A 12,385-nucleotide genomic window follows, 5' to 3' on the forward strand; every position below is an offset into this window, starting at 1 on the left:
CGATGGAGCACACCATGAACAAGACCGTGATGGTCGTCGACGATTCCGGCAGCTTCCGCACCGTGGTCAAGCTGGCCCTGCAGAAGGCGGGCTACGACGTGGTCGAGGCCACTGACGGCCGGGACGCACTGGCCAAGCTGACCGGCCGCAAGCTCAACCTGGTGGTCTGCGACATCAACATGCCCCAGATGGACGGCATCAGCTTCGTCAAGCAGCTCAAGGCCAGTCCGCTGCACAAGTTCACGCCGGTGGTGATGCTGACCACCGAGACCCAGCAGTCCAAGAAGGACGAGGCGCGGGCAGCAGGCGCCAAGGGCTGGCTGGCCAAGCCCTTCCAGACCGCGCAGCTGCTCGATGCCGTGAACAAGCTCTGCATCTGACCCCCGTCATCCCCACACGCTTTCATTTCCAGGAGATATCGACATGAGCAAGACCATCATGGTGGTGGACGATTCCGGCAGCTTCCGCACCGTCGTCAAGCTGGCGCTGCAGAAGGCCGGCTACGCGGTCGTGGAGGCCTGTGACGGCAAGGACGCGGTCGCCAAGCTCAACGGCCAGAAGCTCAACCTGATCGTCTGCGACGTCAACATGCCGCAGATGGACGGCCTGAGCTTCCTGCGCCACCTCAAGACCATGGCGCAGTACAAGTTCACCCCGGTGATCATGCTGACCACCGAGTCGCAGGAATCCAAGAAGGCCGAGGGCAAGGCCGCCGGCGCCCGCGCCTGGATCACCAAGCCCTTCCAGCCCTCGCAACTGGTCGACGCCGTCGGCCGCCTGTGCGTCTGAACACCGGGAGCGCGCGATGAGCGAGCCGATGGCGGTGCGCCTCGAAGGCGGTCTGGGGGTGGTCGATGCCGCGCGTCAGCGCGAGCAGCTGATCGCGCTGCTGGACAGCCACCCGGGCGACCTGAGCCTGGACCTGACCCAGGTCGATGAAGCCGACACCTCGGGCGTGCAGCTGCTGCTGGCCACCGACCGCAGCCTGCGCGAACGCGGCCACCGCCTGCACCTGGTGCAGCTGTCGTCCGCCGTCGAGCAGGCGCTGCGCACCTACGGGCTCGACGCCTCGCTGAGTCCCTCCTCCACCGCCCCTGCCGGAGAGCCTGCATGAGCCGTGACGACGACGAGATCCTGGCCGTCGCACGCGAGGGCTTCCTCGACGAGGCCGGCGACATGCTGCGCCAGTTCGAGCAGGCGCTGCTGGTGATGGAAGAGAACCCGCAGGACAGCGAGAACCTGAACGCGGCCTTCCGCGCCGCCCACACCATCAAGGGCACCGCCGGCCTGTTCGGCTTCGAGGCCGTGGTGGCCTTCACCCACGAGGCCGAAACCCTGCTGGAGCATCTGCGCTCGGGCACCCTGGCCGTCGACGAGCACGTGACCCAGCTGCTGCTGCGCAGCCGCGACCAGATGGAGGCGCTGCTCGACGAGGTGCGCACCGGCGCCCGCGATGCCGCGGTGGCCGATGTCAGCCGCACCCTGGGTGCCGAACTGCGCGCCGCCGCGCAGGCCGCCGGCGGCCAGCCAGCGCCGCAGGAGCTGGTCGACGATACGCCGGCGGCCGACGCCGACGCCGACGCCGACGCCGGCGTTGCCGGCGCCTGGCAGCTGTCCTTGCGCTTCGGCCCCGACGCCCTGCGCAACGGCCTGGACCCGCTGGCCTTCCTGCGCTATCTGGAATCCCTGGGCCGGGTGGCCGGCATCCGGCTGCTGACCGAGCAGGTGCCGCCGCTGGCGGCACTGGATCCGGAGTCCTGCCATGTCGGTGTTGAGCTGCGTTTTGACAGCGCGGCCAGCCGACAGGAGATTGAACAGGTGTTCGAGTTCTGTGCCGACGATTGCGACATCGCGATCCTCGAGCCGCAGGCCGACCCCGCGCAGCGCCTGGCGCTGCTGGAGCGCCGCGCCGCGCAGGACGCCGCGGTGCGTGATCGGCTCAGCCAGACCTGGCAGGCCTTCGGCTTCGACCTGAGCCCTCCCGCCAGCCAGGCGCCCGAGGTGCCACCGGCCGCCGCCCCGGCCGTCGCCGTGGCGGCCGCCCCTGTCACCGCATCCGCACCGGCCCCCGCGACGACGCCGACCGCTGCTGCGGCCGCCGCCGCCACCACCGCGGCCCGCCGCCCAGGCGACGACACCCGGTTCATCCGCGTGCGCGCCGACAAGCTGGACCACCTGATCGACCTGATCGGTGAGCTGGTCATCGCCAGCTCGGGCGCCCAGCTGGTGGCCCAGCAGGAGGCCTCGCCGGCCTTCATGGAAGCCGCGCTGCGCATCGAAGGCCTGGTCGAGGAAGCCCGCGACGGCGCCCTGGGCCTGCGCATGGTGCCGGTGGGCGACACCTTCTCGCGCTTCCAGCGTGTGGTGCGCGACCTGGGCAAGCAACTGGGCAAGGACGTCGAGCTGGTGATCACCGGCGGCGACACCGAGCTCGACAAGTCGATGGTCGAGATCATCGCCGACCCGCTGATGCACCTGGTGCGCAACAGCATGGACCATGGCCTGGAAACGCCCGAAGGCCGCCAGGCCGCCGGCAAGCCGGCCGTGGGCAAGCTGCGCCTGAACGCGTACCACGAGGCCGGCGCCATCGTGATCGAGGTGGGCGACGACGGTCGCGGCCTGAACCGCGAGCGCATCCTCGCCAAGGCGATCGAGCGCGGCCTGGTGCCGGCGCACGCCGACCTGGCCGACGAGGACATCGACCAGTTGATCTTCCTGCCCGGCTTCTCCACGGCCGAGCAGGTGACCAATGTCTCTGGCCGTGGTGTCGGCATGGACGTGGTCAAGCGCAACATCGAGTCGCTGCGCGGCCAGATCCGTGTCTACAGCCGCCCGGGCAAGGGCGCGACGATGCAGATCCGCCTGCCGCTGACGCTGGCGATGATCGACGGCTTCCTGACCCAGGTCGGCGGCGTCTGCTATGTGCTGCCGCTGGAGATCGTCTCGGAGTGCATCGACGTGCCCGAAGCCTGCACGCGCGACACCCAGCGCGTCTCGGGCTGCTTCGACCTGCGTGGCGAGGTCCTGCCCTGGCTGGACGTCGCCGCGTTCTACCGCCACGCCCCGGCGCCCCTGGCGCCCAACGCCCGGCGCAGCCTGGTCATCGTGCGTGACGGCATGAAGCGCGTGGGCCTGATCGTCGATCGCCTGATGGGCGAGCACCAGACCGTGCTCAAACCCTTGTCACCGATCTTCCGCCACCTGCGCGCCATCGCCGGCTCGACCATCCTGGGCTCGGGCGAAGTCGCCCTGGTCCTGGATGTGCCGGCTCTGGTGTCCAGCGCTGTCGTGCACACCACCCGTTCCTTCACCCACCCGACCCACCAGGCCGTCTCGTCGAGCGGCCTGCAGCCTGTCCTGTCCGGAGACGCCCGATGAAGAACCTGCTTGCCCGCCTGCTGCTGTGGCAGAAATTTGCCGTGCTGGGCGTTCTGGCCCTGGTGCTGTGCGCCGTGCCGCTGGCCTTGCTGATGCGCACCGAGTTCGCCACGCTCGGCTCCACCCGCCTGGAGCTGGCCGGTGTCGAGCCGATCCGCCACACCCATGCCCTGCTGCGGGCGGTGGAGACGCGCCGCACCGCAATGGTCCAACTGGCCAGCAGCGACGAAGCCGTGCGACGGTTGGCCCCTGCGGGGGACGGCGGATTCTCTGCCGCGTACGCCACAGTCGAGAAGACCGTCGGCACGATCACCGGCGACGACGAGATCAGCCATCACTGGGGCGAGATCGCCAAGGCCAGCCAGGCGCTGGCGGCCCTGGGCACGGTCGACGACTCCAAGCTGGACGACGCGATGGCGCAGTTCGACGCGATGCTGCAAAACGGCCGGGACCTCCAGGAGCACATCGCCGACCACTTCGGCCTGACGCTGGATCCGGCCGCCGATGGCTACTTCCTGCAGGCGGCCGCGGTCATGGATGCCGCGCTGACCACCAGCGCGCTCACCGAGCTCCATGCCGACAGCCAGCGTCTGCTGGCCGGCGCGGGTGGCGACGTGGCAGGCCTGACCGAGGCGGCGGCCACGCTGCGAGCCCTCACCAACGTACAGAACCACTACACCACGCAGATCGAGAAGATCCTGGCCGCCGACGCCTCGTTGGAAGGCAGCGTCGGCGCCCTGGCCAAGAAGACCGACGAGGCCCAGCAGGCGGCGGTCAAGTTCGCGGCCGCGGTGCTGCGCCCGGGCGCCAGCCAGAGCGGCAACGCGATCGACGCCCACAAGGCTTTCTACCCGGCGGTGCAGGCCCACTACCAACTGGTGGATCAGTTGCACACCGCGCTGCAGGCCAGTCTGCAAGCGCGCGAGTCGGCCCATCTCAATGAGATCACGACGCTCATCGCGACCGTGGCCCTGCTGGCCCTGAGCGGCCTGGGCTTCTCGGTGCTGATCGTTCGCTCGGTCACCCGGCCGATCGCGGATGCCGTGGCCGCTGCGCAGGCGGTGGGTGCCGGTGAGCTGGACCACGTGATCCCTGTGGACAACGGCCGCAGCGAGGCCTCGCAGCTGCTGCAGTCGCTCTCGCGCATGCAGAGCGACCTGAAGCAGCGCATCGAGCGTGATGCCCGCATCGCCTCGGAGAACCTGCGCGTGCGCCAGGCGCTGGACACCAGCAGCACCAACATGATGATCGCCGACGCCGATGGCCAGATCGTCTACATGAACCGCGCTGTCGAGCAGATGCTGCAGCGCCGCGAGGCCGCCATGCGCACCGCCCTGCCCGGCTTCAGTGCCAGCCATGTGATGGGCCAGAGCTTTGACAGCTTCCACCGCAACCCCAGCCACCAGCGCAACCTGCTGGGTCACCTGCGCGGCGAGCACCGCGCCAGCATCGAGATCGGCGGCCTGAGCTTCTCGCTGATCGCCAACCCGATCTCCGACGCCAACGGCCTGCGGATCGGCACGGTGGTCGAGTGGAACGACCGCACCGACGAGGTGGCAGCCGAGCGCGAGATCGGCGCCATCGTCGAAGGCGCCGGCCGCGGCGACTTCGCCGCCCGCATGGACACCGAAGGCAAGCAGCCGTTCTTCGCCACGCTGGGCAACCTGTTCAACAACCTGCTCGAGACGGTCAGCCAGACGATCATCGAAGTCCGCGCGGCGGCCGAACAGCTGACCTCGGCCTCGGCGCAGGTCTCGTCGACCTCGCAGATGCTGTCGCAGTCGGCCTCGGAGCAGGCGGCCAGCCTGGAAGAGACCACCGCCTCGCTGCAGGAGATGTCGTCGTCGGTGCAGCAGAACTCCGACAACGCCAACCAGACCGACAGCATGGCCACCAAGGCGGCCCGCGAGGCCACCGAGGGCGGTGAGGCCGTGGTGCGCACCGCCGCCGCGATGCGCCAGATCGCCACCCGCATCTCCATCATCGACGACATCGCCTACCAGACCAACCTGCTGGCGCTGAACGCCGCGATCGAGGCCGCCCGCGCCGGCGAACACGGCAAGGGCTTTGCGGTGGTGGCGGCCGAGGTGCGCAAGCTCGCCGAGCGCAGCCAGGTCGCGGCACAGGAAATCGGCACGCTGGCCACCGATTCGGTGCAACAGGCCGAGAAGGCCGGCGCCCTGCTGGCCGAGATGGTGCCCTCGATCAACCGCACCAGCGAACTGGTGCAGGAAATCGCCGCCGCCAGCGCCGAGCAGGCCGGTGGCGTGAGCCAGATCACCGCCGCCATGGACCACCTCAACGGCGCCACGCAGCAGAACGCCTCGTCGGCCGAGCAGCTGTCGGCCACGGCCGAGGAGCTGTCGGCCCAGGCTGCGCAACTGCAGGAGCTGATGGCCTTCTTCCAGGTCGCCGGCGACGAGGGCAGCGGTCGGGCAGAGAGCCGGGCCGTGACCCGCAGCCCGGCCCAGGCCGGCGCCGCAGCCCGCCCGCGCGCCAGCGCGCCACGCCAACGCACGCCCGCCGCCCCGACGCCTCTGGGCGAATCGGTGGATGAAGGCTCCTTCGCCCCGTTCTGAGGCCGGCCCCCCCGCCTGCTCGAAGCCATGCGCAACAACCAGCCCGTCACCCAAGTCGAGTACCTGATGTCGGAGGGCGAGACCATCGTCTCGCGCACCGACCCGCAGGGCCGCATCACCTACGTCAACCAGGATTTCGTCCGGGCCAGTGGCTTCACCGAGCAGGAGCTGCTGGGCCAGCCGCACAACCTGGTGCGTCACCCTGACATGCCCCCCGCGGCCTTCGAGGACATGTGGCGCACGCTCAAGGACGGCCAGCCCTGGTCGGGCCTGGTCAAGAACCGCCGCAAGAACGGCGACTTCTACTGGGTGCAGGCCAACGTGACGCCGCTGTACGAGGGCGGCCGCATCGCCGGCTTCATGTCGGTGCGCACCCGTCCCGAGCGGGCCCGTGTCGAGATGGCCGAGGCCCTGTACCGCCGGATGCGCGAGGACGCCGGTCACGGCATCGAGCTGCGCCAGGGACGCGTGATCAGCGGCCGCCTGGCCGCCTGGGGCGACCGCTTCAGCCGCGGCCTGGATGCCCTGGGGCTGATTGGCAAGGCCGGTCTGCTGGGCCTGTCCATGCTGGCCAGCGGCGCCCTGGGCGGCCTGGCCTATGCCAGTGGCTCCTGGCCGCTGGCGCAGGTCTGCGCCGGCGTGCTGGCGGTGTCCGGCGTGGCCAGCTGGCGCTTTGCCCGCCGCCTGTCCAGCTCGCTGGCGGTGACCGCCCAGCAGATGCAGGCCTTCGGCCAGGGCCGCTTCGACGGCGCCATCGACGTGCATGGTCATGACCAGCTGGCGACCATGCTGATGTCGCTCAAGCAGGTGCAGACGCGCCTGGGCTTCGAGTACGCCGACGCCCGCAAGCAGGCCGAGGAAGCCTCGCGCGTGCGCCAGGCGCTGGATGAGGCCGCCACGCCCACCCGCATCGCCAACGCCGAGGGCACGATCATCTTCATCAACAAGGCGCTGGACCGCATCCTGCGCCGCGATCTGACGGCTTTCCGCGCCTCGCTGGGCCCGCAGTTCAATCCGGACACCATCGTCGGCTCCTCGGTCGGCGTGTTCTACGTCAAGCCGGACGAGGCGCTGGCGCGCCTGCGCAGCCTCAAGCAGCCCACCACCACCCGCATGATGCTGGGTGGGCGCACCTATGACGTGATCACCTCGCCGATCTTCGCCCCCGATGGTCGCCAGGTCGGCTCGGTCGGCCAGTGGAACGACATGACCGAGCAGCTGGCGGCCGAGGCCGAGATCAGCCAGCTGGCCTCGCTGGCGGTGGAGGGCAACTTCACGCTGCGCATCGGCACCGAGGACAAGAGTGGCTTCTACAAGGAGCTGGCCGAGCGCTTCAACGGCCTGGTCCAGACCGTCAGCCGCACCATCGTCGAGGTGCGCCGCTCGGCCCAGCAGCTGGGTTCGGCGGCGGGCCAGGTGTCGTCCACCTCCCAGGTGCTGTCGCAGTCGGCCTCGGAGCAGGCAGCCAGCCTGGAAGAGACCACCGCCTCGCTGCAGGAAATGGCCTCGTCGGTGCGCCAGAACGCCGACAACGCCACGCTGACCGACCAGATGGCCAACCAGGCCGCCCAGGAGGCCGCGCGCGGCGGCGAATCGGTGGCGCAGACGGTGGAGGCGATGAAGGTCATTGCCCGCAAGATCTCGATCGTCGACGACATCGCCTACCAGACCAATCTGCTGGCCCTGAACGCCGCGATCGAGGCCGCCCGCGCCGGCGAACACGGCAAGGGCTTTGCGGTGGTGGCTGCCGAGGTGCGCAAGCTCGCCGAGCGCAGCCAGGTCGCGGCGCAGGAAATCAGCACGCTGGCCACCGAATCGGTGGGCAAGGCCGAGCAGGCCGGCCAGCTGCTGGCCAGCATGCTGCCGGCGATCAGCCGCACCAGCGCGCTGGTCCAGGAAATCGCCGCCGCCAGCGCCGAGCAGGCGGGTGGCGTCAACCAGGTCTCCACCGCCATGGACCACATCAGCCAGGGCACGCAGCAGAATGCGTCGCTGTCCGAAGAGCTGTCGGCCACGGCCGAAGAACTGTCGGCCCAGGCCACCCAGCTGCAGGAGCTGATGGCCAGCTTCCAGCTGGCCGACGATGCCGCGCCGGCGGCCAAGCCCGCGCGGCGGGACGGGCCTGCCGCGCGCGCCCGTCCGCGGCGAGCGGCCGCCGAGTCCGACGCCTTTGCCCCCTTCTGACGGAGAGCCGCCATGCATGCCATCCCGTCCGGCGACACCGGCCTCCTGGCCGACCTGCAGGGCGCCTCGTCCCAGTTCCTGCGCTTCGCGCTGGGTGACGGCATCTTCGCCGTGCCGATCGATGCGGTGCGCGAGATCCTCGAGCTGGGCCCTTCGACGCCGCTGCCGCTGATGCCCGCCTTCGTGCGCGGCGTGATGAACCTGCGCGGCGCAGTGGTGCCGGTGATCGACCTCGCGGCGCGCCTGGCCCTGCCCCCGGCCGTGCCGGGCCGGCGCAGCTGCATCATCGTCGTCGAGGTGCCGCCGTCTGAGCTGTCCGACCACGGCGCCCAGGTCATCGGCCTGATGGTCGATGCGGTGCACGAGGTGCTGGACGCTGACGCCCAGCAACTGGAAGAGCCACCGGCGCTGGGCAACCGCATCGATCCGCGCTTCATGGCCGGCATTGCCCGCCACCGCGGTGACATGGTGCCGGTGCTGGCGCTGTCGCGCACGCTGGCGCTGGAGGAACTGGCGGACCTGATCGGCCAGCCGCTGGCCGCCTGACCATGTCCGACAGCCTGTCCAAGGAATCCTTCCTGGCCGTGGTGGGCCTGTTCGAGAGCGTCTCGGGCATCCGCCTGTCCGAAGCCAAGCGGCCGCTGGTCGAAGGGCGCCTGCACAAGCTGGCGCAGCGCCTGGGCGTGCGCCGGCTGGACGACTACGTGCGCCAGCTGCTCGAGCAGCGCGACCCAGCCGAGATCGTGCGCGTGGTGGACAAGCTCACCACCAACGAGACCTATTTCTTCCGCGAACCCCAGCACTTCGAGTTCCTGGCGCGGCTGGCCGAGGACCACGACGGCCACGAGCCGTTCCGCGTCTGGAGCGCCGCCAGCTCATCGGGCGAGGAGGCCTACAGCATCGCCATGCTGCTGGCCGAGAAGCTGGGAGCGACCGGCTGGGAAGTGATCGGCACCGACCTGTCCACGGTGATGGTCGAGACCGCGCGGCGCGCCGTCTACCCGATGGAGCGGGCGCGCCATGTGCCGCGCGAGTACCTCAAGCGCCACTGCCTGCGCGGCCATGGCGACCAGGAAGGGCGTCTGCTGATCTCGCGCAGCCTGCGGCAGAACGTGCGCTTCGACAATGCCAACCTGATGGAGACCCTGCCCGCGCTGGGCAGTTTCGACGTCATTTTCCTGCGCAACGTCCTGATCTATTTCGACAACCCGGCCAAGGAGGCGATCGTCAACCGGGTCGCGCCCTTGCTCAAGCCCCAGGGATACCTGTTCACAGGCCATGCGGAATCACTCAGCAATCTCGCCACCCAGCTCCGGCCGGTTCGCACCGCGGTCTACGCCCGCTAGCGCGCTGCCCCCGGGCCGCGGCGGCATGGTCGCGGAGTCCGGGCAGAAGCTGTTCCTGATGCCGGGCCAGTGGTACTTCGGCGGCAAGGCCTCGGAGCTGCGTACGCTGCTGGGCTCCTGCGTGGCCGTCACGCTGTGGCACCCGGCCAAGCGCTGGGGCGGCATGTGCCACTTCCTGCTGCCCGAGCGCAAGGGGCCGACCGATGGCGTGCTCGACGGCCGCTACGGCTCGGAGGCGATCGACCTGCTGGTGATGCGCCTGCGCGAGCTGGGCACGCGGCCGGAAGAATACGTCGCCCACCTCTATGGCGGCGCCGACACCATGCCCGACCAGACCGGCGTCAAGCTCAACGTGGGCGAGCGCAACATCGAACAGGGCTGGACGCAGATCGACAAGCACGGCTTCCAGCTCGAAGGCGTCGATGTCGGTGACCATGTCCCGCGCACCGTCACGCTGGCGCTGGGCAGCGGGACGGTCGAGGTGCGGCGCGGCGGACGACGACACGCATGAACGCCCCCCGGCCACCCCGCACCCGCGTGATGATCGTCGACGACTCGGCGGTCGTGCGCAAACACCTGTCGGACCGGCTGGAGGCAGCCGGCATCGAGGTGGTGGCCACCGCCTCCGACCCGCTGTTCGCCTGGCCCAAGCTGCGCTCGCTGCAACCCGATGTGCTGGTGCTGGACGTCGAGATGCCGCGCATGGACGGCATCAGCTTCCTGCGCCAGGTGATGGCCGAGCAACCCACCCCGGTGGTGATGTGCTCCACCCTCACCGAGGCCGGCTGCGAGGTGACACTGGAGGCGCTGGCCGCCGGCGCGGTGGGCTTCGTCACCAAGCCCAAGGCGGGGCTGAAGTCCTTCCTGGAAGACCAGGCCAACGACCTGGTCGACACCGTGCGCAGCGCCGCACGCGCCAACCTGGGCGCGCTGGGCGCGCTGCCGCAGGCCGCCCGTCCGGCGCCGCTGACGCCGCCGCCGCTGCCCGCGGCGCCGCTCGGCCCCCCGGGCAGCCGGGTCATCGCTATGGGCCTGTCCACCGGCGGCGTGCAGTCGATCGAGGTGGTGCTGCGCGCCCTGCCCGTGCAGACGCCAGGCATCGTCATCGTTCAGCACATGCCGGCGGGGTTCACCGCCTCACTGGCCGCGCGGCTGAACGGCCTGTGCGACATCGAGGTGGCCGAGGCCCGCCACGGCGAGCGTGTGCTGCCCGGCCGCGCGCTGATCGCCCCCGGCGGTCGCCACATGCGCCTGCGCCGCCAGGGCAGCCAGTTCGTGGTCGAGGTGATCGACGGGCCGCTGATCAACCACCACCGGCCGTCGGTGGATGTGCTGTTCCGCTCGGTGGCCCAGCAGGCGGGTGCGGCGGCGATCGGCGTGATCATGACCGGCATGGGCGACGACGGCGCCCGCGGTCTGCGCGACATGCACGACGCCGGCGCCCTCACCGCCGCCCAGGACCAGGCCAGCAGCGTGGTGTTCGGCATGCCCAAGGAGGCGATCCGCCTGGGCGCGGCCGACGCGGTGCTGCCGCTGCCCGAGATCGCGCCCTGGCTGCTGCAGCAGGCCCGCGTGGCGCCGGGTCAGCGGGTGGCGCGGGCGATATCGGGCGTCAACACCGACACATCGCCGCACTGAGCACGCCGCCGCAGTGCGTGGTCCATCAGGACCAGCGCCAGCAGCGCCTCGGCGATCGGTGTGGCGCGGATGCCCACGCAGGGATCGTGGCGGCCGTGGGTCTCGACCACCGCCGGCTGCCCGTTCAGGTCGATCGAGCGGCGGGGCAGCCGGATCGAGCTGGTCGGCTTGATCGCCACGTTCACGGTGATGTCCTGGCCGCTGGAGATGCCGCCCAGGATGCCGCCGGCGTGGTTGCTCAGAAAGCCCTCGGGCGTCAGCTCATCACCATGCTCGCTGCCGCGCTGACGCACGCAGTCGAAGCCGGCACCGATCTCGACGCCCTTGACCGCATTCAGACCCATCATCGCGTGGGCGATGTCGGCGTCCAGGCGGTCGAACAGCGGCTCGCCCAGGCCCACCGGCACGCCCTGGGCCTCCACATAGAGCCGCGCGCCGACCGAGTCGCCGGACTTGCGCAGCGCATCCATGTAGGCCTCGAGCTCGTCGATGCCCTGGGCGGTGGCGGCGAAGAAGGGGTTGCGGTCGACCTGGGTCCAGTCGTCGCGGGCGATCTCACGCTCGCCGATCGCCGTCAGGCAGCCGCGGAACGTGGTGCCGTAGACCTGGTGCAGCCACTTGCGGGCCACCGCGCCGGCGGCCACGGTGGGCGCGGTCAGGCGTGCCGAGCTGCGGCCGCCGCCGCGCGGGTCACGGATGCCGTAGCGGTGCCAGTAGGTGTAGTCGGCGTGGCCGGGGCGGAAGGTCTCGGTGATGTTGCCGTAGTCCTTGCTGCGCTGGTCGGTGTTGCGGATCAGCAGGCAGATCGGCGTGCCGGTGGTGTGGCCCTGGTAGACGCCGGAGAGGATCTCCACCGCGTCGGCCTCGTTGCGCTGGGTGACGTGGCGACTGGTGCCCGGGCGGCGCCGGTCCAGCTCGGGCTGGATGTCGGCTTCGCTCAGCGCCATCCCCGGCGGGCAGCCGTCGATCACGCAGCCGATGGCCGGGCCGTGGCTTTCGCCGAAATTGGTGACGCGAAAGAGTTCGCCGAGGGTGCTGCCGGACATCGCGGGCGGACCGGCCAGGGGCGGTCCGGGGTCGTGTGAAGAGCTGCTGATTTTACGGGCCTGTGCCCGGCCTGGCCTCGCCACCGAACAGGACCGTTTTTTGCCCGGGACTCCGGGCATCGTGAGGGGTGGCTTCGCGGCACAGTGAGGTCTGTAACCCTGTCCGTTCTGCAGCCTGATGCCGCTTCGCCCCCCGCCCGCCCTGTTGCGCACG

11 protein-coding genes are annotated in these 12,385 nt (G+C 70.4%); 10 read left to right on the forward strand and 1 reads right to left on the reverse strand.

Annotation, left to right across the window (positions count from 1 at the left end; all coding sequences use genetic code 11):
• Nucleotides 1-14 precede the first annotated feature (14 nt).
• The 10 genes from KAK03_RS12590 to KAK03_RS12640 are packed head-to-tail and all read left to right on the forward strand — an operon-like array spanning nucleotide 15 to nucleotide 11,125.
• Complete coding sequence (locus tag KAK03_RS12590) at nucleotides 15-380, forward strand: response regulator (protein WP_210854309.1); 366 nt, start codon at nucleotides 15-17, stop codon at nucleotides 378-380.
• Between the two features lie 43 nt (nucleotides 381-423).
• Entirely contained in the window at nucleotides 424-789 is a 366-nt protein-coding gene (locus tag KAK03_RS12595) for a response regulator (RefSeq protein ID WP_210801224.1), read from the forward strand.
• Nucleotides 790-805: 16 nt separating this feature from the next.
• Nucleotides 806-1,114 (forward strand): STAS domain-containing protein, encoded by a 309-nt coding sequence (locus KAK03_RS12600; protein WP_210854310.1) that lies wholly within the window; start codon nucleotides 806-808, stop codon nucleotides 1,112-1,114.
• On the forward strand, nucleotides 1,111-3,378 hold the full coding sequence (locus KAK03_RS12605; protein WP_210854311.1) for a chemotaxis protein CheA: 2,268 nt from the start codon (nucleotides 1,111-1,113) through the stop codon (nucleotides 3,376-3,378). The genes KAK03_RS12600 and KAK03_RS12605 overlap by 4 nt, the downstream gene beginning before the upstream one ends.
• Complete coding sequence (locus KAK03_RS12610) at nucleotides 3,375-5,957, forward strand: methyl-accepting chemotaxis protein (protein WP_210854312.1); 2,583 nt, start codon at nucleotides 3,375-3,377, stop codon at nucleotides 5,955-5,957. Before KAK03_RS12605 ends, KAK03_RS12610 begins: the two co-directional genes overlap by 4 nt.
• Nucleotides 5,958-5,984: 27 nt before the next feature.
• Nucleotides 5,985-8,141 carry a methyl-accepting chemotaxis protein gene (locus tag KAK03_RS12620; protein ID WP_247661128.1) on the forward strand — a complete coding sequence of 719 codons (2,157 nt, stop codon included), beginning with the start codon at nucleotides 5,985-5,987 and terminating at the stop codon, nucleotides 8,139-8,141.
• A gap of 12 nt (nucleotides 8,142-8,153) precedes the next feature.
• Nucleotides 8,154-8,687, forward strand: a complete 534-nt coding sequence (locus KAK03_RS12625) for a chemotaxis protein CheW (protein ID WP_210854313.1) — start codon at nucleotides 8,154-8,156, stop codon at nucleotides 8,685-8,687.
• Between the two features lie 2 nt (nucleotides 8,688-8,689).
• Nucleotides 8,690-9,487 (forward strand): CheR family methyltransferase, encoded by a 798-nt coding sequence (locus KAK03_RS12630; RefSeq protein WP_210854314.1) that lies wholly within the window; start codon nucleotides 8,690-8,692, stop codon nucleotides 9,485-9,487.
• A 25-nt stretch (nucleotides 9,488-9,512) separates the two neighbouring features.
• A complete protein-coding gene (locus tag KAK03_RS12635; RefSeq protein WP_210854315.1) occupies nucleotides 9,513-9,998 on the forward strand; it encodes a chemotaxis protein CheD in 486 nt (161 codons plus the stop codon).
• Nucleotides 9,995-11,125 (forward strand): protein-glutamate methylesterase/protein-glutamine glutaminase, encoded by a 1,131-nt coding sequence (locus KAK03_RS12640; RefSeq protein WP_247661129.1) that lies wholly within the window; start codon nucleotides 9,995-9,997, stop codon nucleotides 11,123-11,125. The genes KAK03_RS12635 and KAK03_RS12640 overlap by 4 nt, the downstream gene beginning before the upstream one ends.
• On the opposite strand, the gene aroC is transcribed toward KAK03_RS12640, so the two are convergent.
• Nucleotides 11,071-12,171 carry a chorismate synthase gene (aroC, locus tag KAK03_RS12645; RefSeq protein WP_210854316.1) on the reverse strand — a complete coding sequence of 367 codons (1,101 nt, stop codon included), beginning with the start codon at nucleotides 12,169-12,171 and terminating at the stop codon, nucleotides 11,071-11,073. The genes KAK03_RS12640 and aroC overlap by 55 nt on opposite strands.
• Nucleotides 12,172-12,385 lie beyond the last annotated feature (214 nt).

Source organism: Ideonella alba (genome assembly GCF_018069845.1).
GTDB lineage: Bacteria > Pseudomonadota > Gammaproteobacteria > Burkholderiales > Burkholderiaceae_C > Ideonella > Ideonella alba.

Excerpts from the sequence above, each read along its gene's own strand:
- KAK03_RS12595 (WP_210801224.1), top strand. The coding sequence starts at position 424 with ATGAGCAAGACCATCATGGTGGTGGACGATTCCGGCAGCTTCCGCACC.
- KAK03_RS12600 (WP_210854310.1), top strand. The coding sequence starts at position 806 with ATGAGCGAGCCGATGGCGGTGCGCCTCGAAGGCGGTCTGGGGGTGGTC.
- KAK03_RS12620 (WP_247661128.1), top strand. The coding sequence starts at position 5,985 with ATGCGCAACAACCAGCCCGTCACCCAAGTCGAGTACCTGATGTCGGAG.
- KAK03_RS12610 (WP_210854312.1), top strand. The coding sequence starts at position 3,375 with ATGAAGAACCTGCTTGCCCGCCTGCTGCTGTGGCAGAAATTTGCCGTG.
- KAK03_RS12605 (WP_210854311.1), top strand. The coding sequence starts at position 1,111 with ATGAGCCGTGACGACGACGAGATCCTGGCCGTCGCACGCGAGGGCTTC.
- KAK03_RS12625 (WP_210854313.1), top strand. The coding sequence starts at position 8,154 with ATGCATGCCATCCCGTCCGGCGACACCGGCCTCCTGGCCGACCTGCAG.
- KAK03_RS12640 (WP_247661129.1), top strand. The coding sequence starts at position 9,995 with ATGAACGCCCCCCGGCCACCCCGCACCCGCGTGATGATCGTCGACGAC.
- KAK03_RS12630 (WP_210854314.1), top strand. The coding sequence starts at position 8,690 with ATGTCCGACAGCCTGTCCAAGGAATCCTTCCTGGCCGTGGTGGGCCTG.
- aroC (WP_210854316.1), bottom strand. The coding sequence starts at position 12,171 with ATGTCCGGCAGCACCCTCGGCGAACTCTTTCGCGTCACCAATTTCGGC.
- KAK03_RS12635 (WP_210854315.1), top strand. The coding sequence starts at position 9,513 with ATGGTCGCGGAGTCCGGGCAGAAGCTGTTCCTGATGCCGGGCCAGTGG.
- KAK03_RS12590 (WP_210854309.1), top strand. The coding sequence starts at position 15 with ATGAACAAGACCGTGATGGTCGTCGACGATTCCGGCAGCTTCCGCACC.